Origin of the sequence: Luteimonas sp. YGD11-2, from assembly GCF_004118975.1 — a bacterium.
Taxonomy (GTDB): Bacteria; Pseudomonadota; Gammaproteobacteria; order Xanthomonadales; family Xanthomonadaceae; genus Luteimonas; species Luteimonas muca.
Genome location: NZ_CP035376.1, coordinates 2,672,267 through 2,698,429, shown reverse-complemented (window position 1 = coordinate 2,698,429; position 26,163 = coordinate 2,672,267). Strand labels below are relative to the sequence as shown.

Genomic DNA, 26,163 nt, shown 5'->3' with positions numbered 1-26,163 from the left:
AAATTACGCTTGAGGCCGGTTAAATGCAATTTAATCTCTAATCGATCCCCAGCTTCTTCAACTTGTACCGCAGCGCCCGGAAGGTGATGCCCAGCGCCGCCGCGGTCTTGGTCTTGTTGTAGCGGTTTTCCTGCAGGGCCTGCTGGATGGCGGCGCGTTCGATTTCCTCGATGTACGAGGGCAGGGCGGTGGAGGCGGTGTCGTAGGGGCTGAGGGTGCGGGGGTCGGGCGTGGGCGCGGGGCCTTGCGTGCCGCCGGGCGACTGGCCGGGTGATGCATCACTGCGGCCGGCGCCTGCACCCAGGTGCATTCCCGGGCGCTGGCCGCGCGGCAGGTGCAGGTCCTCGGCCTGGATGAGGTCGCCTTCGGCCAGCGCCAGCGCGCGTTCGAGGATGTTCTCCAGCTCGCGCACGTTGCCGGGGAAGGGGTATTCCTCGAGCGCGGCCAGTGCGGCCGGGGCCAGTACCGGGGTGGGGCGGCGCATGGCCTGGGCCAGGCGCTGCAGGATGCCCGTGGACAGCAGCTTGAGGTCGCCGGTGCGCTCGCGCAGCGGGGGCACGTGCAGGCCGATGACGTTGATGCGGTAGTAGAGGTCGTGGCGGAAGCTGCCGAGGTCCACCAGCTGGGCGAGGTCCTTGTGGGTGGCCGAGAGGATGCGCACGTCCACCGGCACCTCGATCGAGGCGCCCACGGGGCGGATGGTCTTTTCCTGGATCGCGCGCAGCAGCTTGACCTGCATCGACAGTGGCAGCTCGGCCACCTCGTCCAGGAACAGCGTGCCGCCGTCGGCGGTCTGGAACAGGCCGGGCTTGTCGGCGTGGGCGCCGGTGAAGCTGCCCTTGCGGTGGCCGAAGAACTCGCTTTCCATCAGCTCGCTGGGGATGGCGCCACAGTTGACCGGCACAAACGGGCCAGCCGCCCGTGCGCTCTGGCCGTGGATGGTGCGTGCCACCAGCTCCTTGCCGGTGCCGGACTCGCCGCTGATGTGCACCGGCGCCTGGCTGCGCGCCACCTTGGCCACCGTGCGGCGCAGGTCGACCATGGCGTCGGATTCACCGAACAGGCGCCCGGCGGGCTCGTCGCTGGGCGCCGGGGCCGGGCGGGTGTTGAGGTCGAGCGCCTGCCGCACCAGCCCGCGCAGCATGTGGATGTCGACCGGCTTGCTGACGAAGTCGAATGCGCCGGCCTTCAACGCTTCCACCGCCGCCTCGACGTTGCCGTAGGCGGTGATCACCGCGACCGGCGTGCGCGGGAAGCGGGTGGTGATCTCCGACACCAGTTCCAGGCCGGAGCCGTCGGGCAGGCGCATGTCGGTCAGGCACAGCTCGTAGCTGCCGCTGCCCAGCAGCTCGCGCGCGGCGGTGAGGGTGGCTGCGGTGTCGGTGCGCAGGCCCATCCGCCCCAGCGTCAGCACCAGCAGCTCGCGGATGTCGTGCTCGTCGTCGACGATCAGTACGGAGCGTTGTTCGCTGGTCGTGGTCACCGGGGATCCTCGTTGGGTTGCCTGGCCGCGATCCATGCGGTTGGGGAATGGGGATGGGCCGCGCCTGCAGGGGCTCACGCGCCCTGGCAGTGGCGATGTGAGGGGCGTCCGCATCGGTGCGGCGGCGCCGGCTTTTGCCCGCGCAGGTCAATAGGTGACCAATTATGCCGAAAGCAGCGGGTTGCGTCCCGACAGCACCAGGCGGAAGCAGGCGCCGCCGCCCGGCACCGACACGTAGTCCAGGGTGGCGCCGTTGGCCTTGGCCAGTTCGCGGGCGATATAGAGGCCCAGCCCAGTGCCGTATTCCGAGGTGGTGAAGAACGGCCGGCCGATCTGCGATGCCACTGCTTCGGGGATGCCCGGGCCACGGTCGGTGACTTCGATCGCCGGGCGGCCCTCGCGCACCTCGACCGCCACCGTGACCCTGGCGATCTCGCCGGGCAGGCGGCCGTGGTTGATGGCGTTCTGCACCAGCACGGTGAGGATCTGCTGCAGGTGGCGCGGGTCGAACACGGCTTCGAGGGGGCGATCTCGGCCGGCCTGCTGCAGGCTGCCGTTCTCGGGCGCCAGGGTGAGGTGGAAATCGGCGATGAAGCGGCGCACCGCGGCCACCAGTTCCAGCTGCTCGGGCATCGCACGTTCGCGCCGTGCCAGGCCGAGCACGCTCTCGACGATGCCGTTAGTGCGCTGGCACTGCTGGCTGATGATCTGCAGCAGGCGGCGGTCGGCATCGGCGAGTTCGGCTTCCTCCAGCAGCTGCGCGGCGTAGTTGATCGCCGCCAGCGGGTTGCGGATCTCGTGCGCCAGGCTGGCCGAGAAGCGGCCCATCGCCGAGAGGGTCAGCGATTCGGCCCGCCGGGAGACCAGCGAGGCATCATCGAGGAACACCAGCACCGAGTCGCTGCCCGGCAGCAGGCGCATGAAGCGCGGTTGCACCTCGATGCGCTCGGGGCCGCAGAGAACGGGGGATTCGTCGTTGCGGTTGTCGAGCCGCCAGCTGACGAGGCGCGCGGCCAGCTCGGGCGCGGGTTCGGCCAGCGCGGTGCCATCGAGTGCGCCATCGTCCTCGCCACCGAGCACCAGCGTCGCCGCCTCGTTGGCCAGCTTGATGCGGTCGCGGCCGTCGACGATCAGCACGCCCGTGCGCATGCGCCGGATGATCAGCTCGTTGAGGCCGGCGAGGTTGGCGGCGTGCTCGCCATGGCGCTCGGCCAGCGCCTGGCTTTCGCGCATGCGCTCGCCCAGCAGGTTGCTCAGCACCGCGATGGCGATGAAGCTGATCGCGAACATCAGTGCTTCCGCCAGTGGCCGCACGGAACCGCCCTCGATCTGCGACCAGACGTATTCCCCGATCATCGCCGCGGCGGCAGCGAACGCCACCAGCAGCGCCACCCGCAGCTTGAGGAACAGTGCGGCGCCGCCGATGTTGGTCAGCAGCAGCAGGGCGACGCCGGGGCCGGCGGTGGGCAGGGCGTGGGTGATCAGCAGGGCCAGGGTGATGTCCACCGCAACGCCGATCAGTGCCAGTTCGCCGAGATGTGCGTCCGGCCTGCGCGTCCACAGCCACAGCGCGAACGCGGCGGGCAGGCCGCCCAGCGCCACGGTGATTGCCAGGTTGGCGTCGTGCGGTTCGGCGATCAGCGGGCCGATCGGGCTGAACACCAGCAAGCACAGCAGGCTCGCCTCGAGCAGGCGGTACAGCGCCAGCAATTGCAGCTCGCGTCGCAGGACGCGGTCGGTGTAGACGATGCTGGCGGGCAACTGGAACAGAAGCGCCTTCCTGGGCGGGATCGTCGCGAGTATAGGCGGGCGGCCAGGTATGCCTGCGCGGCGCGATTTCCGACCCTTCACTCGCCTGCGGGATAAGGGTCAGCCCGATCGATCCGATTCACCGCGCCGATCGCGACCCTCACTTTTGCCCCGCAGCGCAGCATCGGCGAGAATGGCGGTCTGCCCGCGCCCCTGTCGCCAGCCTTCCGGCCAGCGAATCCGTCGTGCGCGGTCCGTCACCCCACGCAGGATTCCTCATGAATTTCCACGAATATCAGGCCAAGCAGCTGTTTGCCGACTACGGCATCCCCGTGCCGGCCGGGCGCGTCGCGTCCACCGCCGATGAAGCCGTCGAGGCCGCCAACGCCCTCGGCAACGGCCCCTGGATGGTGAAGGCGCAGATCCACGCAGGCGGCCGCGGCAAGGCCGGCGGCGTGAAGTTCTGCAAGACCACCCATGACGTCAAGGCCGCAGCGGCGGGCATGCTCGGCACCAACATGGCCACCTACCAGTCGGCGGGCGTCGCCCTGCCGGTGAACCTGGTGCTGGTGACCGAAGCCGGCGAGATCGCCAAGGAACTGTACCTGTCGGTGCTGGTCGACCGCGGCACGCGTTCGATCACCTTCATCGCCTCGTCCGAAGGCGGCGTCGACATCGAGCAGGTCGCGGCCGAGACCCCCGAGAAGATCCAGACCTTGAACGTCGACTTCGTCGAAGGCCTGCAGCCCTACCAGGCGCGCGAGATCGGCTTCAAGCTCGGCCTCAATGCCAAGCAGGCCAACCAGCTGGCGAAGATCATGGGCGGCCTCTACCGGCTGTTCAACGAGAAGGATCTGGCGCTGGTCGAGCTGAACCCGCTGGCGATCCTCGACTCGGGCGATCTGTACGCGCTCGACGGCAAGGTCAATTCCGACGACAACGCCACCTTCCGCCACAAGGACCTCGCCGCCATGCGTGACACCACGCAGGAAGACGAGGCCGAGGTGCGCGCCAGCGAGCACGACCTCAACTACGTGACCATGGACGGCAACATCGGCTGCATGGTCAATGGTGCGGGCCTGGCGATGGCGACGATGGACGTGATCTCGCTCAACGGCGGTTCGCCGGCGAACTTCCTCGACGTTGGCGGCGGCGCCACCAAGGAGCGCGTGACCGAGGCGTTCAAGCTGATCCTGTCGTCCGACAAGGTGAAGGCGATCTTCGTCAACATCTTCGGCGGCATCGTGCGCTGCGACATGATCGCCGAGGGCATCATCGCCGCGGTCAAGGAAGTGGACGTCAAGGTGCCGGTGATCGTGCGCCTGGAAGGCACCAACGTCGAAGCGGGCAAGAAGCTGCTGGCCGAGTCCGGCCTGGCCATCACCCCGGCCGACGACATCAACGACGGCGCCCGCAAGGCCGTCGCTGCCGCTGCCTGAGCCCTCACCGTTGTTTCCTCCCTTCTCCCGCACGCGGGAGAAGGTGCCCGAAGGGCGGACGAGGGCGCATCCAGACTGCAGCCCTCGCCGCCAAACCCTTCTCCTTCGCGGGAAGGGCTCCAACAGGAAGATTCCATGTCCGTTTTGATCAATAAAGACACCAAGGTGATCGTGCAGGGCTTCACCGGCCAGCAGGGCACCTTCCACGCCACCCAGATGGTGGAATACGGCACCCAGGTCGTCGGTGGCGTCACGCCCGGCAAGGGCGGCACCACCCATATCAACCTGCCGGTGTTCAACACCGTGCGCGAGGCCGTCGAGGCCACCGGCGCCAACGCCTCGGTGATCTACGTGCCGCCGCCGTTCGCGGCCGACGCGATCCTCGAAGCCGCGGCCGCCGGCATCAAGGTGATCGTGTGCATCACCGAAGGCATCCCGGTGCTGGACATGCTGCGCGTCGACAACGTGCTCAAGCAGCACGACGACGTGGTGCTGATCGGGCCGAACTGCCCCGGCGTGATCACCCCCGGCGAGTGCAAGATCGGCATCATGCCGGGCCACATCCACATGCCGGGCAAGATCGGCATCGTGTCGCGCTCGGGCACGCTGACCTATGAAGCGGTCAAGCAGACCACTGCGGCCGGCCTCGGCCAGTCCACGGTCATCGGCATCGGTGGCGACCCGGTCAACGGCCTGAACTTCGTCGACTGCCTCAAGCTGTTCAACGAGGACCCGCAGACCGAGGGCATCATCATGGTCGGCGAGATCGGCGGCGACGCCGAGGAAGCGGGCGCCGAGTACATCAAGGCACACGTCAAGAAGCCGGTCGTCGGCTTCATCGCCGGCGCCTCGGCCCCTCCGGGCAAGCGCATGGGCCACGCCGGCGCGATCGCCTCGGGCGGCTCGGGCACCGCGGAAGGCAAGTTCGCGGCGATGGAAGCGGCAGGCGTCAAGACCGTCCGCTCGCCGGGCGACCTCGGCGCGGCGATCGCGGAACTGGTGAAGTAAGAGCACGCAACGCGCACGGGTGTGCGGTAAGCACCTCTTGAAAGGCCGCCTCCGGGCGGCCTTTTCGGTGCAGAGGCGCGGGCCGTTGCAGTCGCGCGGAGTGACCCCTCTCCGGCGAGCGAACAAAGGCCGAGGGCGTTCCGGTGCATCGAAGCGGTCCTCATCCGCCCGCTGGGGCACCCCCGACCAAAGACATCTCGGGGGCAGGCTCTTCTCCTGCGTGCGGGAGAAGGGTGGCGCGTGCTTCGCGGCCGCAGGTTCGAGTTGTTCCAACGCGCGGAATTACCCCTCTCCCGCGAGCGGGAGAGGGGCTGGGGTGAGGGCAGAAAGGCGGAGCATCCGACAACAACGCGCGGACTTTTCCGATGGTCGCAGCAGGGCGGGTGTCGCACATTGCGCTCGTCGCTGGACCGGAGCGCATGGATGCGCCAGAACGTGAAGAAGGGTCTCGCGCGCCAGTTGCGCCGCGAGATGACCGACGCCGAGCAGCTGATGTGGTTCCACCTGCGTAGCCGGTCCATGCTGGGCGCGAAGTTCCGTCGCCAGTGTCCCGTGGGCCCTTTCGTGGCCGACTTTGTCTGTGCGGAAGCGCGCCTGATCGTCGAGATCGATGGTTCGCAGCACGGCAGCGACGTGGACGCCGCGCGTACCCGATTCCTCGAGCGTCGCGGTTACCGGGTGCTGCGGTTCTGGAATCACGATGTGCTGGTGCGAACCGCACGGGTGCTGGAGGCGATCGTGGCAGAGCTGGACGTAGCGGATTGTGCGTGCGCGACCGTGGCATCGCGGTGGAGGGAGGTCCAGCAGGCCTGAGACGCCCTCATCCGCCCCTTCGGGGCACCTTCTCCCGCACGCGGGAGAAGGGTCCAAATAGCGGCGTCCGACTGTCCGGCATCGCGCGCCCTTCGAGGGTCCGGTCCTGCACCACGACAGACCGATGTGGGATGACCCCCTCGCCATCGATCCGGCCGACGGTCGTGCTGCCCGGCAGGTCGGTCGCCTGATCCAGCGCATGCAGCCCGTACAGTGCAGTCTGGAATAATGGCCACCTTCCCCGTTTCCGGTGTCCCCATGTCCACGACCCTCCGCATCGCGTTGGCGCAGTTCGATTTCCCGGTGGGCGCAGTGGAGCGCAATGCCGACCGCATCGTGCAGATGATCGGCGAGGCGCGCGACGAGTTCGGCGCCGACGTGGTGCTGTTTCCGGAACTGGCGATCAGCGGCTATCCGCCGGAGGACCTGCTGATGCGGCCGTCGTTCCTGGCCGCCTGCGAGCGCGCGTTGCAGCGGGTGGCGAAGGAGACCACCGGCATCGTCGCGGTGGTCGGCTGGCCGGAGTCCGCTGGCAGCGTGCTCTACAACTCGGCCAGCGTGCTGCGCAACGGCCGCATCGAGCGCACCTACCGCAAGCGCGAGCTGCCGAACTACAACGTGTTCGACGAGCGCCGCTACTTCCATGTCGATCCCGATGGCGGCTCCTGCGTGTTCGAGGTCAAGGGCGTGCCGCTGGGCGTGCTGATCTGCGAGGACCTGTGGTTCGCCGAACCGATGGTCGACACCGTGCGCGAAGGTGCCGAGCTGGTGCTGGTCGCCAATGCGTCGCCCTACGAGCGCGGCAAGCACGCCGAGCGCGACGGCATGCTGGCCGACCGCATCGCCGAGACCGGCGCGGCGATCGCCTACGTCAACGTCGTCGGCGGACAGGACGCGCTGGTGTTCGACGGTGCCTCGCTGGTGGCGGATGGCGATGGCTCGATCCATCCGGCGGCCGTCGCGTTCGCCGACCAGTGGCTGGTGGTGGATTACGACGCCGCCACGCGCCGGTTCTCGCCGCTGGTGTGGGTGGACGACGGCGACGAAAGCATGGATGCGCTGGCGTGGCGTGCGGTGACCCGCGGTATCCGCGACTATTTCGGCAAGAACGGTTTCGCGCACGCGTGGATCGGGCTGTCGGGCGGGCTGGATTCCTCGGTGGTGCTGGCGATGGCCGTCGATGCGCTGGGTGCCGGGAACGTCACCGCGGTGCGCCTGCCGTCGCGCTACACCGCGGGGCTGAGCAACGACCTCGCCGCCGAACAGTGCGAGGCGCTGGGCGTGCGGATGATGAGCCTGCCGATCGAGGCCCCGTTCAGGGCCTACCTCGACACGCTGGCCGAGACGTTTGCCGGGCAGGAGCCGGATGTCACCGAGGAGAACCTGCAGTCGCGCATCCGTGGTGCGATGCTGATGGCGCTGTCCAACAGGTTCGGTGGGCTGGTGCTGACCACCGGCAACAAGAGCGAGTACGCGGTCGGCTACGCGACCATCTACGGCGACATGGCCGGCGGCTACGCGCCACTGAAGGACCTCTACAAGACCGAGGTCTACGGGCTGGCGAAGTGGCGCAATACCGTGGGTGGCGCGCCCGCGATCCCGCGCGGGGTGATCAGCCGGCCGCCGTCGGCGGAGCTGCGCGCAGACCAGACCGACCAGGACTCGCTGCCGCCCTACGACGTGCTCGACGCCATCCTGTTGCGCCACGTCGACTACGAACAGTCGCGCGACGAGATCGTCGCCGCGGGTTTCGAGACGACCCTGGTCGACCGCGTGCTGCGGCTGGTGCGCACCAGCGAGTGGAAGCGCCACCAGGCCGCGCCCGGCCCGAAGATCTCGCGGCGCGCGTTCGGCCGCGAGCGCCGCTACCCGATCAGCAACGGCTACGGCGCCTGAGGCGTCAGCGGTAGCGGGTCCAGAGCACCGTCGCCTCCGGGCTGCCGGTGGGCGGCGCGGTCCCGGCAGCGCCGCAGGACGCGCCCAGGCAGGGCAGCGCCCCGGGATCGAAGGCGATGTCGCCGGTGGTCTGGTTGATGGTGGTGCTGCCGCTGATCGTCGCCGCGCCGGTGGCACCCGACTGCGCGGCGACGATGATCGAGCCGTCGATCCGGGTGCTGCCGCCGGTGGCGAGGGTGTCGCCGGCCACCACGTTGCCGGACGCGACCGTCGACGCGCCGAGGTCGATGAAGCCGCCGCCGTACGTGCCGTTCGGCCGGTAGCCACCGGCGATATAGGCGGCATTGGCGAGCGTGCTGTCGAGCATCGTGCGGGCGGCGGTATCGCACAGGTTGGTGGGCACCAGCTCGGCGAAGTTGGCGTTGACCCCGCCGGCCACGGACGCATTGGTGCAGGTGGATGCGTAACCCGCCCAGTTCGGCGCCATGGTGCGGTGGGCACCGGCGGTGCGGATGTTGCCGGTGGCGATGAAGGTGTTGACGTAGGTTCCGTTGCCGACTTCGAGGTTGCCGTCGAACCACGCGAGGCCGCGCGCCATCGACGTGCCGTTGACCGTCCAGTTGCCGTTGGCATGGGCGAAGCAGCTGTTCTGCGGCGAGAACCCCTGGCAGATCGTCGCCACCGGCCGCGTGCACAGCGTGCCGGACATGTCCTGCGGGCGGCACAGCCAGTCCGGCTGGCGGCTGTTGTTGGCCAGCCGATCGCCCAGCACATAGGTGCCGGCGGGGATGCCCTGCACGTGCGCCACCGTCACCTGGATGCGTCCGTTGGCGACTTCGAAGCGGTAGTTCGCGGCTTCGCGCAGCGGGAACGTGTCCACGCGCACGCGCGGGATGTCGATCGCCGCGAGCACCGGCACGGCGACCGTCGCCGGCATGGGCACGCCTGCCTGGTAGCCGCGCTGCACGGTGACGCGGACGTTGTTGTTGCCGGCCTGTGCGCGCTGCAGCGCACCGCCGATGGTGCCCGCCCCGACCGCCTGCCAGCCGGATACGTACAGCGAGCCGCTGGCGAACACGGCGTCCGCCGCGCCGCTGCCCTCCAGCCGCACATTGCCGCGGCTGGTGATGGTGCCCGCCGAGGTGCTGCCCAGCAGCACGACGTCGCCACCGGCACGCACCTGGCCGGTATGGCCCCAGCCCGACAGCTGCACCCGGCCGCCGGCATGCGCTGATGTCGCGCCGGCGGCAACGCTGATGTTGCGTCCCGCCACCAGGGTGGTCGGGTTGCGGTTGGCGCCGCCGTACTCGATGTCGCCGTTGGCGCGGATGGAGCCGGCGCCGCCGCCGCTGCCGGTCCAGCGCACGCTGCCCTCGCTGGTGATCGCGCTGATGGTCACGCCGCCGGCGGTCACCAGCACGTCGCCCTTCGCCTCGACCACGTCGCCGCTGCCGCCGGCGAAGGTGACCGTGCGGTCGCTGCGGATCGACATCGGCCGGGCCCCGCCTTCCACCCGCACATGGCCCTTCGCGCGCACCTGCGACACGCCGGAGCTGCCGCGCAGCACGACGTCGCCATCGCTCTCCACGGTGTTCACCCGGATGCCGCTGCCGATGGTGACGTTGCCGGTGGCGCGCAGGGTGTCGATGCCGGTGATCGAGGCGTTGTCGAGGCGCACGTCGCCATCGACGTTGATGACGGCGTTCTCGCCGGTGAAGGCGATGCCGCCGGAGATGTCGAGGTCGCGGTAGATGTTGATCGCCCCCAGCGTCGCCGCGCCGCCACCGCCGGGCGGGGCCGCGGCACCGGGCAGCGCGACGATGTACACCGCTTCCACCGTCGAGGTGGTGGCGGATGTGCCCTCCGATGCGCGGCCGGTGACCTGCGCGGTCACGCGGTAGGTCGCCGCGCCGGGCAGCCGGCAGACCTCGCTGATCGTGGCCCGCGGCACCGCGATGGCTTCGGCGCCGGTGATGGCGATTTCCCCGCGCACCGGCGCGCCCTGGCAGGCATACGGATCGGCGGACGGCGCCGCCGCCGCCGCGGCGGCGGGTGTGGCCGGTACCGCGTCGCGACGGCTCCAGCCCTGGCCATCGGCCCAGCGTTCGTAGCGGTCCTCCGGCAGCGCCAGCAGCGCGGTGCGGATGGTCTCGACACCGCGCCACGCGGCACCCTGCGCTGCGGTGGCCGCGTGCACGGTGAGCTGGCGCTGCTGGGTGCCGCGCAGCGAGCCGGTCATGGCGAAGACCGTGGTGCCGACCACCAGGCCGAGCAGCAGCAGCACCAGGATCGTCGCCACGCCGCGTTGGTGGCGGGGCGGATTGCTGCGATGTCCGCGGACAGTGCTCATCCCACGCCTCCGCCACCGGCCCGCAGGTTGGCGAGGCAGGTGGAGAACACCACGTCACTGCCGACCTTCAGCGACACCCGCTGCGATACCGGCAGCAGGTCCGCCTGCTGGGCGTAGGGCAGGCTGCAGGCGCCGTCCCGCTCGAAGCGCGCACTGCCCAGGGCGTGCACGCCGGCCTCGTCGCCATAGGCAGTGCCGTCCGCGGCCTGCGGCACGAAGAAACCGGTGGCCGAGACCAGCCGCCGCGGAGCCGACGGCCCGGTTGCCGTCCAGGCGAGTGCCGGATCGTCGGCGGCACTGCAGCTGCGCCCCGGCAACCAGTAGAGGCCGCGGCGGTCGGCGCCGGCATCGGCGGGCGCCACCGGCAGGCCCGGCGCGTTCGCGGCGGTGGCGATGCGCAGTCCCGCACAGGCATGGCCGGGATCGGGATGCAGGCTGTAGCGCCAGACGACCTGCCGCCCGCCGTCGAGGATCGCCAGCACGCCCGGCTCGCCCGGTGCGATGCCGAAACCGGCGCGCTGCATCTCCATCTGCACGGTGAGCAGCGCGGATGCCAGCTGGCCATCGCGTTGCGCGCTGCGCGAGGCGTTGCCGGAGACGTCGATCAGCACGCGGTAGACCGACACCATTGCCGCGATCGTCACCAGCGAGATCAGCACGCCGACCATCATGCTGATGAGGCTCTGGCCACCTTGCCTGCGCGGACTGCGGGGCGCGGAAATCATCGCGCCACCTGCCGGGTGCCGACCACCAGGGTGGCCGCGTCGGGTGCCTGCGAGGCCGTGCCTTCGAGCGCCTGCACCGGGACGCGCAGTGCCACTTCCCGCGGGGCCGTCACCGTCGCGTTGGCGCCGCCGCCGAATCCGAGCGATACCGCCGCGCCCGGTGCGCACTGCACCGAAACCGGCTGCTTGCCCTGCGCGGTCCACGGCGCGACGATCGTGGTGCCGCCGGCATCGCACAGCGCCACGCCCTCCATCTGCAGGGTGTGGCGCAGCTGCTCGACCGAAAGGTTCGCGACCCGCGCCTCGTGCTGCCCGGCCGCCACGCGGCCCGCCACATGCGCCATGGCAGCGCCCAGCAGGGCGGTGATCAGCACGCCGACCAGTGCTTCCAGCAGCACGTCGCCGCGCTGGTGCCTGTGCATGGGCCTAGAGCAGTTCCACATATTCCAGCGCTTGGTTGCCGGCCCCGATGGCGATGCGCTCCTGGGTGGCGAGCGCACAACCCGGGGCATCGGTACGGTGGCCGTGGCTGTCGTACGCCACGCAGGAGAATGCGTTGCCGTCGGCACGGAAGCTGGACACGCTGGCGAAGCCACCGATGCCGGTGAGTTTCAGTTCCATATCGCGGTGCGGCGGCAGCTCCGCCTGCCATTCGGGTGCCGTGCGCCAGCTGCCATCGGCGTTGCGCACCCGCACCTGCAGGCGCCTGGTGTCGTCGTGCGACACCAGTTCCAGGCGTGCCACCCCGCCAACGGTGTCGGACGGCAGCGCGCCCGGGTTGCGCAACGCCAGCGCGCGGGCCTGTGCCACCGCTTCGCTGGCCTGTGCACGGGCGTGCATCTGCCGGGCGCCGTCGATCCAGCCGGCGGTCAGCGGCACGCCGACCAGCATCAGCATCGCCGCGATCGCCAGCGTGATCACGAGTTCGATGAGGGTGACGCCGCGACTGTGGTGGCGCGCGCACAACCGTGCGTCCGGCACGGGTGCGCAGGCGGATAACACCGGTCGGGGCGCCAGACTCACCATGCGCTGCCGCCCACGTCGGGGCAGCCCTGGCTGGTGCGGGTATTGCCCGCGGTCAGCCGCAGCGTGCAGCCGCCGAGCCGGCCCCCGGTGCCGGTGGCGGTCAGCGTGTAGCCGTTCTGCGGCGAATACGCGAAGGAGAAATCGCCGGCCTCCGATGCCGGCGACCAGCCCGGGAAGGCCGAGCGCAGCGCCGCGGTGCTGCCGAGTGCGCTGGCCGGATACAGCAGGGTGCGCTGGCGGTGGTTCTCGACATTGGCCGACAACGCCAGCAGGTCCGCCTGGGCAACGCGCATCTTGCTGCGCAGCACATAGTTGCCATACGCAGGCAGCGCGATGGCGGCGAGGATCGCGATGATCGCCACCACCACCATCAGTTCGATCAGGGTGAAACCTGCGGTGCCCTCCCGTCTGGCCATGCGTGCTTCTCCGGTCGTCCCCGCGCGGGTATTGAGGCCGCCCGCGCGATACGTGCATGCGCCACGATAGGTGGCGGCCGATGGACCTCCGGTAAAGCGCGCCGTTTGGGGGCGTCTGCAGTCAGCTGGCGTTGCGTGAGATCGCCACAGCGTGCAATTGGCCGATAAAACGTGAGACCTGGGCCGCAGTTATGCCATGCGTTCCAGCCCGTCGCCGGATGCCCCATCCGGCCGGCCGCGACCGGGCAATGGCTAGAATGCGGCTCGTTCGAGGGGGACAGCTGATGGCAAAGAAGAAGCGCCGGCCAAGTGCCGGCCCGGAACGCGGTGGCAGTGCGCGCGTGGCCAAGCCGCGGTTGCGGCCCGATGCCGTTGCGTTGGCGATCGCAGCCGCGGGCCTGCTGCTGACCGGATACCTCACCATGCTGGCCTGGCGTGGGGCCACGCCCGCGTGGTGCACCGAAGGCAGCGGGTGCGACGCGATCCAGTCGAGTGCGTGGTCGACCCTGCTCGGCCTGCCGCTCGCGCTGTGGGGCTTCGTGCTCTACGCGCTGGTGGCGCTGGCGGCGGTCACCGGGCGTTCGGTGCTGGCGCGCTGGCGCTGGCTGTCACGGCTGTCGCTGCTCGGGCTCGCGGTGAGCGTGCTGCTCACCGTGGTCGGCTGGGTCGACGTGGGCGCCAGCTGTGCCTGGTGCCTGCTGTCATTGCTGCTGCTGGCGGCGCTGTTCGCGTGGACCCACGTCCGCCGGCCGGCCGCGGCGCCGGGCGGCCCCGGCTGGACCAGCTGGTGGCTGGGCAATGGCCTGGTCGCTGTCGCGGTGATGGCCCTGCTGCTGGTCAGCGGCAGCGGCGTGCTCGACCGGCGCCCGGAGGACCCGCGGGTGGCGGGCCTGGTCGACCATCTGGATGCGATCGGCGCGACCTACTACGGCGCGTCGTGGTGCGCCAACTGCCGCAGGCAGACACGCATGTTCGGTGCGTCGGCCAGCCGGCTGCCGTATGTCGAGTGCACGCCCGAGGGCCGCGGCGGGCCGGTGGCCGGTGCCTGCGTGCGGGCCGGCGTGGGCGCCTACCCGACCTGGGTGATCCACGGGCTCCACCATCCCGGGCTGAAGACGCCGGAGGAACTGGCGCAGCTGTCCGGCTATGTGTGGCCCTCGCGCCGCGAGTAAGGCGCGGGCCCGCACGGTCGTCTGTGGGTCGCCGGGGGCGGCGGGCGCCCACGGATGCGACAGGCACACGCCAGCAGCATCGAGCCATCCACAGCGGGCAGAAACGAGGAAGCCGGCCATCGGGCCGGCTTCCTGCTGTCTGCTTCTGCAGCCCGCTCAATCCTGCAGCGGCGAGCGCTCGCCGGCGAACGGGTTGAGCTTGCGGATCGCCCACGGATAGTCGGGCCAGTTGCGGCCCTGCAGCCAGGCGTGGTCGGGATCGTTGAGCTCGAGCACGTGGCGCGCGTCGGCGGCCAGGGTCTCGTTGCCGAGCTGGGTGTAGGCCTCGGCCAGCACCGCCACGGCGTCGCTCTGGTACTCGCTCTGCGGGTAGGTCTCCAGCGCGTAGGTGGCACGGTTGGTGGCCGCCACCCAGGCGCCGCGGCGCAGGTAGTACAGCGCGGTGTCGACCTCGTGGCGCGCGAACATGTTGCGCAGCGCGACCATGCGCTGGCGCGCGTCCTCGGCGTAGCGGCTGTTGGGGAAGCGCTCGGCGACGATGCCGAAGTCCGCATACGCCTGGTTGGGCGTGGCGAGGTCGCGGCGGCTGGCGTCCAGGCTCCACACCCGCTGCAGGAACACCGTGTCGCGGTTGGAGTTCACCAGCCCGCGCAGGTAGTACATGTAGGCGGTATTGCGGTGCGTGGGATAGGTGCGCAGGAAGCGGTCGATGCTGGAGATCGCTTCCTCGTTGTTGCCCATCTTGTACTGCGCGTAGGCGGTCTCGATCAGCGCCTGCTCGGTGAGCGGCCCGTACGGGTACTGCGCGACCAGCCGGCGGAACGTGGTCGCGGCCGCGCTCCAGTTGCCGTAGCGCATCGACTGGTGGCCCCTGTCGTAGAGCTCCTCGACCGGAACCCCCTCGTTGACCTCCTCGCGGTCGCCACGCAGGCGCGAGCACCCGCTCGCCAGGAGGACGGCCAGCAGCGACAGGATTACTGCGACACGGAAGACGGACGGGGTTCGGGTCATGGGCTGCTGGGCGTTCAAAGCGCGAAGCGCCGATAATAGCAGTCCCGGCCGGGCACCCGTCCGGTCCCCCCTGAACCGGACCCGATGATGACCGAACCCCACGCCAGCGACGCCGATCGCGCCGACGACGAGCTCGAACCGCGCACCGTGGTGGTGCCCGCGGCACTTGCCGGGCGCCGCTTCGACCAGGTGCTTGCCGAGCTGCTGCCGGAGTTCTCGCGTTCGCGGCTGAGCGAGTGGATCAAGTCCGGCGATGCGCTGCTCGACGGCCGCCAGGTGCGTCCGCGCGATCCGGTGGCCGGCGGCGAGACGATCGTGCTCGACGTGGTGCTCGAGGATCAGACCCACGACGAACCCGAGGACATCGCCCTCGAGGTGCTGTACGAGGATGCCGACGTGCTGGTGATCGACAAGCCGGCCGGCATGGTGGTGCATCCGGGTGCCGGCAACCGCACCGGCACCCTCGTCAACGGCCTGCTGTTCCGCGACCCCACGCTGTCCACGCTGCCGCGCGCGGGCATCGTCCACCGCCTCGACAAGGACACCTCCGGCGTGATGGTGATCGCGCGCACCGTGCAGGCGCATGCCGCGCTGGTGGAGCAGCTGTCGGCGCGCGCCGTGCACCGCCAGTACCTGGCGATCGTGGTCGGCGCGCTGGTCAGCGGCGGCACCGCCGATGCGCCGATCGACCGCCATCCGCGCGACCGCCTGCGCATGGCCGTGCGCGAGGGCGGCCGCGAGGCGGTGACCCATTACCGCGTGCGCGAACGTTTCCGTGCCCACACCGCGCTGGAGTGCCGCCTGGAAACCGGCCGCACCCACCAGATCCGCGTGCACATGCAGCACCTGCGCAACCCCATCATCGGCGACCCGCTGTACGGCGGTGCGCTGAAGCTGCCCAAGGCCGCGACGCCGGAACTTGCCGCGGCCCTGCGCGGGCTGCGCCGGCAGGCGTTGCACGCGGAGACCCTGGAATTCGTGCATCCGCGCACCGGCGAACCGGTCCGCGCCACTGCGCCGATCCCCGAGGACATGCGCACGCTGCTGCGGTTGCTGCGCGAGGACACCCGCGCCTTCAATGACGACGGGCGCGGCTGACATGGGTCGTGTCGCTGCCGATCGCGGTACCGGCGCGACGCCCGCGCCAGGGCGCCACGCGCGGAGCCGCTGAGATGGCGAGCGGTGCGGATCCGTGGCTTGCAGCCGACTGGCCGGCACCGCCCGGCGTCACCGCGTTCACCACGCTGCGTCACGGCGCGGGCGTGTCGGCGCCGCCGTTCGACAGCTTCAATTTCGGCCTCAACAGTGGCGACGACCCGGCGGCGGTCCAGCGCAACCGGGATGCACTGGTGGCGCTGGGCCGGCTGCCGAACGCGCCGCGCTGGTTGCGCCAGGTGCATGGCGCGCGGGTGGTGCGGTTCGACGGGCGAAGCGAAAGCCCGTCTCCCGTGCATGGGGAAAGCGCCTGCCCCCGAGATGATGCCGCTCGCGGGCGGGGCGACGCGCCGGACAAGGGTGGCCTGGATGATGCCGGCGCCCCTGGGCAACCGGAAGCCGACGCCGCGGTGACCGGCACGCCCGGCGTGGTGCTGGCGATCCTCACCGCCGACTGCCTGCCGGTGGTGTTCGCCGCGCGCGACGGACGCGAGGTCGGCGCCGCGCACGCAGGCTGGCGCGGGCTTGCCGGCGGCGTGCTGGAGGCGACCATTGCCGCGATGGCCACGCCTGCCGCGCAGCTGCTGGCATGGCTCGGTCCGGCCGCGGGGCCGCGGGCCTACGAGGTCGGTGCGGAGGTGCGCGACGCCTTCGTTGCCGGCAGCACGCAGGCGGCGGCCGCCTTCGTCGCCACCCGGCCGGGGCACTGGAAGGTCGACCTGTATGCACTGGCACGGCAGCGGCTGCTCGCCGCCGGCATCGCTGCGGACAGCATCCACGGCGGCGGCCTGTGCACGATCGGCGATGCCGCGCGCTTCTATTCGCACCGCCGTGACCACCGCACCGGCCGCATGGCGACGCTGGCATGGATCCGCGCGCCGCGGTAACCCGCTGCGTGCGCGTTCGCGGGCAACGCATTGCGGCACGATCGCCTGCACGCGACCAGGCCCCGCCGCCGCGCGGCCCACTCCGTGCGCATGCCTCGCCGCCTATCGGGCGCGCAGGTCGGCCAGGTAATTGCGTCGCCAGGCGTGGATGTCGTGGCTGCGCAGGTGATCCATCATCGAGCGCCAGCGTTCGATGCGCTGCTCGCGCGGCATCGTCGACGCCACCGCGATCGCGTCGGCAACGCCATCGAGATCGTGCGGGTTCACCAGCAGCGCGTCCTTGAGCTCATAGGCTGCGCCGGCCAGCAGCGACAGCACCAGCACGCCAGGGTCCTCGGGATCCTGCGAGGCGATGTATTCCTTGGCCACCAGGTTCATGCCGTCGCGCAGCGGGGTCACCAGGCCGATCCGCGCGCTGCGATAGAAGCCGGTCAGGGTGGCGTGGGCGAAGTTGCGGTTCACGTAACGCAGCGGCGTCCATTCCGGCTCCGCATAGGCGCCGTTGATGTGACCGGCGATCTGCTCCAGCTCCTGGCGCAGCTGCCGGTACTCGTTGACCTCGCCGCGCGAGACCGGCGCGATCTGCAGGTAGGTGAGCGTGCCGCGCTGCTCGCGGCGGGTCTCGAGATAGCGTTCGAAGCCGCGGAAGCGCTCGGGCAGGCCCTTGGAGTAGTCGAGCCGGTCGACGCCGATGGCAAGCGCGCGCCCGTCGAGGCTCGAACGCAGGTCCCTGACCGCGGTCTTGGCGACCGCCGCGCGCGCCTGCGTGGCGATGGTGTCGGTGTCGATGCTGATCGGATACGCCCCGGCGCGGAACCTGCGGCCGCCGGGTGCTTCCATCCAGCCGTCGTTGAGCACGCGGCCGCCGCCGAACAGGCGCACGTAGTCCTGGAAGCGCTCGACATCGCGCTGGGTCTGCATGCCGATCAGGTCGTAGGCATACAGCGACGAGAACAGCCGGGTGTGGTTGGGCATCGCCGCCAGCAGGTCGGACGAGGGCATCGGCACGTGCAGGAAGAAGCCCATCCGGCAGCCGACTCCGCGTTCGCGCAGCAGCGCCGCCAGCGGGATCAGGTGGTAGTCGTGGATCCACAGGGTGTCGCTGTCGCGCAGCTGCGGCGCCAGCGTTTCCGCGAACAGCGCGTTGACCCGCGCATAGCCCTCGCGGGTGTCGCGGTCGTAGTCGACCAGGTCGAGCCGGAAGTGCAGCAGCGGCCACAGCGTGCGGTTGGCGAAGCCGTTGTAGTACGCGTCGAAATCGCGGCGGTTGATGTCGAGGGTGACGTAGCGGATGTCGCCTTCGCTCTGCTCGTGGATGGTGCCGCTCTCGCCGCGCACCGCGCGCCCGCTCCAGCCGAACCACAGCCCGCCGTTTTCCTGCAACGCCGCCTGCAGGGCCACGGCCAGCCCGCCGGCGCGATTCTCCCCCGGCACCGCCACGCGGTTGGATACCACCACCAGACGGCTCATGTTGCGTCCTCCCAGGAGCGTGACAGGCGCATCGCCGCCATGATCAGGCCGACGTGCGAGTAGGTCTGCGGGAAGTTGCCCCACAGCTCGCCATCTTCCAGCGCGAGGTCTTCCGACAGCAGGCCGAGCGGATTGCGCCGCGCGAGGATGCGCTCGAACATCTCGCGGGCCTCGTCGACGCGGCCGATCGCGGCCAGCGCGTCGATGTACCAGAAGATGCAGATGGTGAAGCTGGTCTCGGGCGAACCGAAATCGTCCGGGGCGATATAGCGGAACACCCCGTCGCCGCGCTTGAGGTCGCGACCGATCGCCTCGACGGTTGCCACGAAGCGTGGGTCGGTCGGTGCGATGAAGCCGACGTCGGCCAGCAGCAGCAGCGAAGCATCGAGGTAGTCGCTCTGGAACGAGGCGCTGAAGTGGTTGGCGTCCTCGCGCCAGGCACGTTCAAGGATGCGCACGCGCATGCCGTCGGCACGTTCGCGCCAGTGCGTGGCGCGCTCGTCCAGCCCCAGATGCCTGGCGATCTTCGCCAGCCGGTCGCAGGCGGCCCAGCACATCACCGCGGTATAGGTATGCACCTCGGTGCGGCCACGGAACTCCCACAGCCCCGCATCCGGCACCTCGTAGAGCTCGAAGGCGTGGTCGCCCAGCGGTTCGAGCCGCTCGAAGTCGGCGATGCTGCCGGGATCGGCCAGGCGGCAATCGAAGAACAGCTGGGTGGAGGCCAGCACCACGCTGCCGTAGACATCGTGCTGGCGCTGTACCCACGCCAGGTTGCCGCGCCGCACCGGGCCCATGCCGCGGTAGCCCTGCAGCGCCTCGACCTCGTGCTCGTCCAGGCGCGCCGAGAAGTCGATGCCGTACAGCGGCTGCAGGCCGCCGTCGTGCGTCGCAAGGTTGAAGATGTAGCGCACGAACTCCTCCATGCTGCGCGTCGCGCCCAGGCGGTTGAGTGCGCGCACCACGAAGGCGGCATCCCGCAGCCAGCAGTAGCGGTAGTCCCAGTTGCGCGCCGAACCCGGGGCTTCTGGGATGGAGGTGGTCATCGCGGCGATGATCGCGCCGCTGTCCTCGTACTGGCACAGCTTGAGGGTGATCGCGCTGCGGATCACCGCGTCCTGCCACTCGAATGGAATCGACAGGTAGCGCACCCATTCGCGCCAGTAACCGGTGGTGCGGTGGAGCGCCTCCTCCATGAAGCCGTGCAGGGGCCGGGTGAGCGTTTCATCCACGCCCAGCAGCAGGTGCACCCGGTGGGCGAGCACGAAGGGCGTGCCCTCGCGCACGAAGCGCACCGGCACGTCGGTGGTCAGGCGCAGGGTGAAGTCCGGCAGCAGGTAGCGGATGTGGTTGCTGCCCCAGGTGGTCGCCGCGCGCTGCTCGCCCCAGTGGGTGAGCGGACGCAGGCGCACGCGGATGCGCGGACTGCCCGACAGCGGGGTGACGCGGCGCATGATCGAGACCGGGCGGTACAGCCGCCCGTGCTCGCGCCAGCGCGGTGCGAAGTCGATGATCTCCACCGCACCGCCATGGCTGTCGTGGAGCACCGTGCGCAGGATCGCGGTGTTGGCCAGGTAGGCCTGTTCGCTGCGCTCGAAATCCTCGAGCTCGATGGCGAAGTCGCCGCCCTCCTGCTCGCGCGGCGACAGCAGCGCGCAGAACGCGGGATCGCCATCGAATGCGGGCAGGCAGCTCCAGACCACCCGCGCCCGGGCGTCGAGCAGGGCGCCGAAGCTGCCGTTGCCGATCACGCCGAGGTCGAGGGTGGCAGCGGTATCGGGCGCGAAGGGTGCGGTGGGTGGTGCGTTCATGCGGGAAGGGCATCCTGCAGCCAGGCGTGCACGGCGGCGACGTCGGGCAAGGTGTAGTGGGCGGCGCTGGGTTCGCGGGTGCCGACCAGCACGCTTATGCCGTGGCGCGCGTTGACGACGGCGAAGCCGTGCTCGTCGGTGAGGTCGTCGCCGACGAACACCGGGGTGCGGCCGCGGAATGGCGGCTGTTCGAGCAGCGCGGCGATGGCATCGCCCTTGTCGGCGCCGGCAGGCCGCAGCTCGACCACGTGGTCGCCGGGTTGCAGGCGGTAGCCGGGCAGGCGCGGCAGCGCGGCCTCGGCGAACGCACGCAGCTGCGGCCCGTGCTGGGGCGCGGCGCGCCAGTGCAGGCCGAGCGCGACATCCTTGTCCTCGACCAGGGTGCCGGGCAGGCGCGCCGAAAGTGCTTCCGCTTCGGCACGGATGCGATGCAGCGCCCCGGGTGCGGCCACCGGTGCGGACTGCCGGTCGCCGTTGCGGCGTTCCAGCCCGTGCAGGCCGGCAGCCGGAAGTCGCAGGGGTGCGAACAGCCGGTCCAGCGTCGACAGCGGGCGTCCGCTGATCAGCGCCAGCGCGCCATCGAGGCGCTGGTGCGCATGCTGGAGGCTGTCACGCAGGACGGGGTCGACGACCACCGCCGACGGTTCGGTGGCAAAGGAGAGCAGGGTGCCGTCCACGTCGAGGAACAGGGCCCAGGCCTTGTCGATCGACGGCGGCGGCGGTCGGGTGGGGGACTCGGCAGCCATCGGGGCATTCTGCCGGATGCGGCGTGAGGATTGGTCTGCACGGCGTGGCGGGCGATCGTGCAGGCGCCATCGCCGATAATGGCGGGTCCTTCCACGTCAGGAGTCCACCATGACTGCAACCACTCGCGCCGGGCTGGCGCAGGTCCCGGGCGTCGCCGGCGAGCGCGACGTCGCCACCCGCGGCTTCGTGTTCAACCACACGATGCTCAGGATCAAGGACCCGCAGGCGTCGCTGGATTTCTACACCCGCGTGCTCGGCTTCACGCTGGTGCGCAGGATCGACTTCGCCGAGGCGAAGTTCAGCCTCTACTTCCTGGTGTTGACCGATGACTCCGGCGCGATCCCCGACGACGATGCGGCGCGCAAGCAATGGCTGGCCGCGCGGCCGGGCGTGCTCGAACTCACCCACAACCATGGCACCGAGAGCGAGGACGGCGCGGTCTACCACGACGGCAACAGCGACCCTCGCGGCTTCGGCCACATCTGCGTGAGCGTGCCCGACGTGGTCGCGGCCTGTGCGCGCTTCGAGGAACTCGGCGTGGCCTTCCAGAAGCGGCTGACCGACGGCCGCATGCGCGAGATCGCCTTCATCAGGGATCCGGACGGCTACTGGGTGGAGATCATCCAGCCGACGCCGCTCGGCTGACCTGATGGAGCTCGTCCGCCTGGCTGAGGCCGGTTCTGGAGGCTGCCCATTGTCGCGTCGGTGATGTCGTTGGCGAGAGGCTTCGTAGTGAGCCGGCGCGGCATCACCCGCGGGGACACGCCGTAAATCCGTCCATGGAGGCTTGTCGGCGCCATCCATGGCGCCGACAGTCCCCGCGGGCGGTGCCGCACCGTCTCTGCCGACACCGCTGCGGCTCCAAGAAGAGTGCGGATGACTTCCCGGAGTAGCGAGCCGATAAACAGGCGAGCGCGCCTACCGCAGATTCGTGCTTTGCGCTCTCCTTCAACGGCACCAGCAGTTCACAGGCGGGATGGGGCCGGCCAGTGGAAACCGCGGGCGCGTGAATGGCGCCGACAAGCCTCCATGGACGGATTCACGGCGTGTCCCGCCGTGTGATGCTGCGCCGGCCCTACCGCGCAGCCAGCCCTGACCGGTCGCCGCATCAGCTGCTCTGGAGCGCGGGCCATCCGCTTGAATCGATACCAAGAGCCCGCATCTGATGGGTATCGCCGGCCAGCCGCCGGCCACGATGCCCGAGGACACGCCCATGCGGATGGACAAGCTCACGTCGCGCTTCCAGCAGGCCATTGCCGACGCCCAGTCGCTGGCCGTCGGGCGCGACCACAACCTCATCGAACCCACGCACCTGCTGGTGGCGCTGATCGACCAGCAGGGCGGCGGCACGCGCCCGCTGCTGTCGCAGGCCGGGGTCAACGTGCCGCTGCTGCGCGAACGGCTGGGCGAAGTGCTCGAGCGCCTGCCGAAGGTGTCGGGCCAGGCCGGGCAGGTGTCGGTCGGCAACGACCTCGCGCGCCTGCTCAACCTCACCGACAAGCTCGCGCAGCAGCGCGGCGATGCCTATATCGCCTCGGAACTGTTCCTGCTGGCCGCGCTCGAGGACGGTGGCGACGCCGGCCGCGCGCTCACGGCCGCCGGCGGCACGAAGCAGGCGCTGGAGGCCGCGATCGACAAGGTCCGCGGCGGCGAGCGCGTGCAGGACGAGAACGCCGAGGAATCACGCCAGGCGCTGGAAAAGTACACCGTCGACCTCACCGCCCGCGCCGAGAGCGGCAAGCTCGATCCGGTGATCGGCCGCGACGAGGAGATTCGCCGCACCATCCAGGTGCTGCAGCGCCGCACCAAGAACAACCCGGTGCTGATCGGCGAACCCGGCGTCGGCAAGACCGCGATCGTCGAAGGCCTTGCACAGCGCATCATCAACAACGAGGTGCCCGAGGGCCTGCGCGGCAAGCGCGTGCTGTCGCTCGACATGGGCGCGCTGATCGCCGGCGCCAAGTTCCGCGGCGAGTTCGAAGAGCGCCTCAAGGGCGTGCTCAACGACCTGTCCAAACAGGAAGGGCAGGTCATCCTGTTCATCGACGAGTTGCACACCATGGTGGGCGCCGGCAAGGCGGAAGGCTCGATGGATGCCGGCAACATGCTCAAACCCGCCCTTGCGCGTGGCGAACTGCACTGCATCGGCGCGACCACCCTCGACGAGTACCGCAAGTACGTCGAGAAGGATGCCGCGCTGGAGCGCCGCTTCCAGAAGGTGTTCGTGGGCGAGCCGTCGGTGGAGGACACCATCGCCATCCTGCGCGGGCTCAAGGAGAAGTACGCCGTGCACCACGGCGTCGAGATCACCGACCCCGCGATCGTGGCCGCGGCCACGCTGTCCAACCGCTATATCGCCGACCGCCAGCTGCCCGACAAGGCCATCGACCTGATGGACGAGGCGGCCAGCCGCATCCGCATGGAGATCGATTCGAAGCCGGAGGAACTCGACCGCCGCGAACGCCGGCTGATCCAGCTCAAGATCCAGCGCGAGGCGCTGAGGAAGGAGAAGGACGACGCCTCGAAGCAGCGCCTGGCCGACCTCGAAGCCGAGATCGCCACGCTGGAGCGCGAGTACAACGACCTCGAGGAGGTGTGGAAGGCCGAGAAGGCCACCGTGCAGGGCGCCACCAGGATCAAGGAGCAGATCGAGGCGGCGCGGCTGGAGCTCGAGGCCGCGCAGCGCCGGCAGGACTTCGCGAAGATGAGCGAGATCCAGTACGGCCGCCTGCCGGAGCTGGAAAAGCAGCTCAGGGCCGCGCAGGAGGCCGAGACCACCGGCTTCACCCTGCTCCAGGACAAGGTCACCGCCGAGGAGATCGCCGAGGTGGTCGCGCGCTGGACCGGCATTCCGGTCAGCCGGATGCTGGAAGGCGAGCGCGAGAAGCTGCTGAAGATGGAGGACATGCTGCATGCGCGCGTGGTCGGCCAGGACGAGGCCATCAAGGTGGTCTCGGATGCGGTGCGGCGTTCGCGCGCGGGGCTGTCGGATCCCGATCGGCCGTCGGGCTCGTTCCTGTTCCTTGGCCCCACCGGCGTCGGCAAGACCGAACTCAGCAAGGCGCTGGCGGAATTCCTGTTCGATTCGGCCGAGGCGATGGTGCGCATCGACATGAGCGAGTTCATGGAGAAGCACGCGGTGTCGCGGCTGGTCGGTGCACCGCCCGGCTACGTCGGCTACGAGGAGGGTGGATATCTGACCGAAGCGGTGCGCCGGCGCCCGTACAGCGTGATCCTGCTCGACGAGGTCGAGAAGGCGCATCCGGATGTGTTCAACATCCTGCTGCAGGTGCTCGACGACGGTCGCCTCACCGATGGTCAGGGCCGCACGGTGGACTTCCGCCACACCGTGATCATCATGACCTCCAACCTCGGCTCGCAGATGATCCAGGAGCTGGCCGGCGAAGGTGGCTCCGGTGGCGACGAGGGGCAGTCGGCGATCGCCTACACGCAGATGAAGGCGGCGGTGATGGGCGTGGTGCAGGCGCACTTCCGCCCGGAATTCGTCAACCGGCTCGACGACATCATCGTGTTCCACCCGCTGCAGAAGGCGCAGATCCGCCGGATCGCGCGGATCCAGCTGCGTGGCCTGGAACAGCGCCTGGCGGACCGCGGGCTGAAGCTGGCGATCAGCGACGCCGCGTTCGACCTGCTGGGCGATGTCGGCTTCGACCCCGTGTATGGCGCCCGCCCGCTCAAGCGTGCGGTACAGCAGCAGCTGGAGAATCCGCTGGCGCAGAAGATCCTCGCCGGTGAATTCACCAGCGGCGATACCGTGAGGGTGGATGCGGCCGCCGGTGCACTGGTGTTCGCCCGGGGCTGAGCCTGCATTGCATGCGGCCGCTGCGCCGCATGCATCCAGCGGCTTCATGACGATGCGCAGTCAGCGTTTGCTGACGTGCATTTCATCGGCGCTCTGTTGCAGTGCCGGCGAACGGACGACACAGCGAATGGACGCGGGTCGCTCCATGCATTCCACGAGGTTCCCGATGCGCATCCTGATCACTGGCGGCAGCGGCTTCCTGGGCCGAGCGCTCACCGCTGCGCTGCTGTCGCAAGGGGCGACGCCCACCTGGCTGTCGCGCGATCCGCGCGGCATCGACGCGCCCGTTGGCGTCGAGGTGCGCGGCTACGACAGCCTGCAGCCGGGCGACTGCTTCGACGTGGTGGTGAACCTCGCAGGCGCCGGGATCGCCGACCGCCGCTGGAGCGATGCCCGCAAGCAGGAACTGTTCGACAGCCGCCTCGGCCCGACCCGCACGGTGGTGGACTGGATGCGCCGTGCGCAGGTGCGGCCGCGGCTGCTGCTCAGCGGGTCGGCGGTCGGCTGGTACGGGCGCCAGCCGGCCACGCGGGAACTGGCCGAGGACAGCACCCCGCATCGCGAATTCGTGCATGCGCTGTGCGCGCAATGGGAACGCGCGGCGCTGGAGGCGGTGGCACTGGATGTGCCGGTGGTGCTGCTGCGCACCGGGGTGGTGCTCGACCCGGCCGGCGGCATGGTGCGCAGGCTGCTGCCGGTGTTCCGGCTTGGTGCCGGTGGCCGCCTGGGTGATGGCGAGCAGGTCCTGAGCTGGATCTCGCGCGAGGACTGGGTGCGTGCGGTGCTGCAGCTGCTCGACCCGCATGCCGGCCGGCCTGCGCTGGCCGGGCCGGTCAACCTGACCGCGCCGGCGCCGGTGAGCAACCGTGAGTTCACCCGCATCCTCGCCCGGTCGGTGCGCCGGCCGGCATGGGCCGCGGTACCGGCGCAAGCCCTGCGGCTGGTGCTCGGCGAGATGTCGACGCTGCTGCTGGACGGCCAGCGGGTGCTGCCGCGGCGGCTGCTGGACAGCGGCTTCGAGTTCAGCCATCCGCGCCTGGATACGGTGCTGCGCCCCGGATTCGCCTGACTCGTCTGCCGGCGTACCACGCAAGCCCGCCAGTGCGGCTACGCGGCCGAGGCCGTCCCCGGGTCCGGCAGCGGCGTGGTGCTCGCAGGTACCGCTGCCGCGGCGGCCGGCTG

Annotated in this window: 21 protein-coding genes; 10 read left to right on the top strand and 11 right to left on the bottom strand. The window is 70.1% G+C overall.

What is annotated here, in order from left to right; all coding sequences use genetic code 11:
- Window positions 1-37: 37 nt before the first annotated feature.
- Together ERL55_RS12435 and ERL55_RS12430 are read right to left on the bottom strand one after the other, a co-directional pair.
- Window positions 38-1,519: a sigma-54 dependent transcriptional regulator gene (locus tag ERL55_RS12435; protein WP_129136693.1), complete on the bottom strand. Its 1,482-nt coding sequence runs from the start codon at window positions 1,517-1,519 to the stop codon at window positions 38-40.
- Window positions 1,520-1,645: 126 nt separating this feature from the next.
- Window positions 1,646-3,244 carry a HAMP domain-containing sensor histidine kinase gene (locus tag ERL55_RS12430; RefSeq protein WP_241685765.1) on the bottom strand — a complete coding sequence of 533 codons (1,599 nt, stop codon included), beginning with the start codon at window positions 3,242-3,244 and terminating at the stop codon, window positions 1,646-1,648.
- Window positions 3,245-3,510: 266 nt separating this feature from the next.
- Between ERL55_RS12430 and sucC the strand changes: the two genes are divergently transcribed.
- The 4 genes from sucC to ERL55_RS12410 all read left to right on the top strand — a co-directional run bounded on the left by sucC (window position 3,511) and on the right by ERL55_RS12410 (window position 8,388).
- Entirely contained in the window at window positions 3,511-4,671 is a 1,161-nt protein-coding gene (sucC, locus tag ERL55_RS12425) for an ADP-forming succinate--CoA ligase subunit beta (RefSeq protein WP_129136692.1), read from the top strand.
- Between the two features lie 135 nt (window positions 4,672-4,806).
- Complete coding sequence (gene sucD / locus ERL55_RS12420; protein WP_129136691.1) at window positions 4,807-5,679, top strand: succinate--CoA ligase subunit alpha; 873 nt, start codon at window positions 4,807-4,809, stop codon at window positions 5,677-5,679.
- Between the two features lie 423 nt (window positions 5,680-6,102).
- Window positions 6,103-6,492 carry a DUF559 domain-containing protein gene (locus ERL55_RS12415; protein WP_129136690.1) on the top strand — a complete coding sequence of 130 codons (390 nt, stop codon included), beginning with the start codon at window positions 6,103-6,105 and terminating at the stop codon, window positions 6,490-6,492.
- Window positions 6,493-6,750: 258 nt separating this feature from the next.
- Window positions 6,751-8,388, top strand: a complete 1,638-nt coding sequence (locus ERL55_RS12410) for an NAD+ synthase (protein WP_129136689.1) — start codon at window positions 6,751-6,753, stop codon at window positions 8,386-8,388.
- 4 nt (window positions 8,389-8,392) lie between these two features.
- On the opposite strand, the gene ERL55_RS12405 is transcribed toward ERL55_RS12410, so the two are convergent.
- The 5 genes from ERL55_RS12405 to ERL55_RS12385 are packed head-to-tail and all read right to left on the bottom strand — an operon-like array spanning window position 8,393 to window position 12,905.
- A complete protein-coding gene (locus ERL55_RS12405; protein WP_129136688.1) occupies window positions 8,393-10,738 on the bottom strand; it encodes a hypothetical protein in 2,346 nt (781 codons plus the stop codon).
- On the bottom strand, window positions 10,735-11,463 hold the full coding sequence (locus ERL55_RS12400) for a hypothetical protein (protein ID WP_129136687.1): 729 nt from the start codon (window positions 11,461-11,463) through the stop codon (window positions 10,735-10,737). Before ERL55_RS12400 ends, ERL55_RS12405 begins: the two co-directional genes overlap by 4 nt.
- On the bottom strand, window positions 11,460-11,885 hold the full coding sequence (locus ERL55_RS12395; protein ID WP_129136686.1) for a hypothetical protein: 426 nt from the start codon (window positions 11,883-11,885) through the stop codon (window positions 11,460-11,462). Before ERL55_RS12395 ends, ERL55_RS12400 begins: the two co-directional genes overlap by 4 nt.
- A gap of 4 nt (window positions 11,886-11,889) precedes the next feature.
- A complete protein-coding gene (locus ERL55_RS12390; RefSeq protein ID WP_164972192.1) occupies window positions 11,890-12,429 on the bottom strand; it encodes a prepilin-type N-terminal cleavage/methylation domain-containing protein in 540 nt (179 codons plus the stop codon).
- A gap of 53 nt (window positions 12,430-12,482) precedes the next feature.
- The gene (locus ERL55_RS12385; protein WP_129136684.1) at window positions 12,483-12,905 is read right to left on the bottom strand and encodes a type IV pilin protein; all 423 of its coding nucleotides are present in this window, start codon (window positions 12,903-12,905) and stop codon (window positions 12,483-12,485) included.
- Between the two features lie 284 nt (window positions 12,906-13,189).
- On the opposite strand from ERL55_RS12385, the gene ERL55_RS12380 reads away from it, so the two are divergent.
- Window positions 13,190-14,077: a vitamin K epoxide reductase family protein gene (locus tag ERL55_RS12380; protein ID WP_206733319.1), complete on the top strand. Its 888-nt coding sequence runs from the start codon at window positions 13,190-13,192 to the stop codon at window positions 14,075-14,077.
- Between the two features lie 156 nt (window positions 14,078-14,233).
- Here ERL55_RS12380 and ERL55_RS12375 read toward each other — a convergent pair whose 3' ends face one another.
- Complete coding sequence (locus tag ERL55_RS12375) at window positions 14,234-15,088, bottom strand: outer membrane protein assembly factor BamD (RefSeq protein WP_129136683.1); 855 nt, start codon at window positions 15,086-15,088, stop codon at window positions 14,234-14,236.
- Window positions 15,089-15,175: 87 nt separating this feature from the next.
- Between ERL55_RS12375 and rluD the strand changes: the two genes are divergently transcribed.
- Both rluD and pgeF read left to right on the top strand, forming a co-directional pair.
- Window positions 15,176-16,186, top strand: a complete 1,011-nt coding sequence (gene rluD, locus ERL55_RS12370) for a 23S rRNA pseudouridine(1911/1915/1917) synthase RluD (RefSeq protein WP_129136682.1) — start codon at window positions 15,176-15,178, stop codon at window positions 16,184-16,186.
- A gap of 74 nt (window positions 16,187-16,260) precedes the next feature.
- Window positions 16,261-17,130 carry a peptidoglycan editing factor PgeF gene (gene pgeF / locus ERL55_RS12365; protein ID WP_129136681.1) on the top strand — a complete coding sequence of 290 codons (870 nt, stop codon included), beginning with the start codon at window positions 16,261-16,263 and terminating at the stop codon, window positions 17,128-17,130.
- 102 nt (window positions 17,131-17,232) lie between these two features.
- On the opposite strand, the gene otsA is transcribed toward pgeF, so the two are convergent.
- From otsA to otsB, 3 genes are read right to left on the bottom strand one after another with little or no spacing between them, the layout of a single operon-like run.
- Window positions 17,233-18,600 carry an alpha,alpha-trehalose-phosphate synthase (UDP-forming) gene (gene otsA / locus ERL55_RS12360; protein WP_129136680.1) on the bottom strand — a complete coding sequence of 456 codons (1,368 nt, stop codon included), beginning with the start codon at window positions 18,598-18,600 and terminating at the stop codon, window positions 17,233-17,235.
- Window positions 18,597-20,411, bottom strand: a complete 1,815-nt coding sequence (locus tag ERL55_RS12355; protein ID WP_129136679.1) for a glycoside hydrolase family 15 protein — start codon at window positions 20,409-20,411, stop codon at window positions 18,597-18,599. The genes otsA and ERL55_RS12355 overlap by 4 nt, the downstream gene beginning before the upstream one ends.
- Window positions 20,408-21,157, bottom strand: coding sequence for a trehalose-phosphatase (gene otsB / locus ERL55_RS12350; RefSeq protein ID WP_129136678.1), 750 nt, complete (start codon window positions 21,155-21,157; stop codon window positions 20,408-20,410). The genes ERL55_RS12355 and otsB overlap by 4 nt, the downstream gene beginning before the upstream one ends.
- Window positions 21,158-21,266: 109 nt before the next feature.
- Here otsB and gloA point away from each other — a divergent pair, with 109 nt between their 5' ends.
- From gloA to ERL55_RS12335, 3 genes are all read left to right on the top strand, one after another.
- Window positions 21,267-21,803 (top strand): lactoylglutathione lyase, encoded by a 537-nt coding sequence (gene gloA, locus ERL55_RS12345; protein WP_129136677.1) that lies wholly within the window; start codon window positions 21,267-21,269, stop codon window positions 21,801-21,803.
- Window positions 21,804-22,371: 568 nt separating this feature from the next.
- Window positions 22,372-24,981: an ATP-dependent chaperone ClpB gene (gene clpB / locus ERL55_RS12340; protein ID WP_206733413.1), complete on the top strand. Its 2,610-nt coding sequence runs from the start codon at window positions 22,372-22,374 to the stop codon at window positions 24,979-24,981.
- 166 nt (window positions 24,982-25,147) lie between these two features.
- Complete coding sequence (locus tag ERL55_RS12335; protein ID WP_129136676.1) at window positions 25,148-26,050, top strand: TIGR01777 family oxidoreductase; 903 nt, start codon at window positions 25,148-25,150, stop codon at window positions 26,048-26,050.
- Window positions 26,051-26,163: the final 113 nt, after the last annotated feature.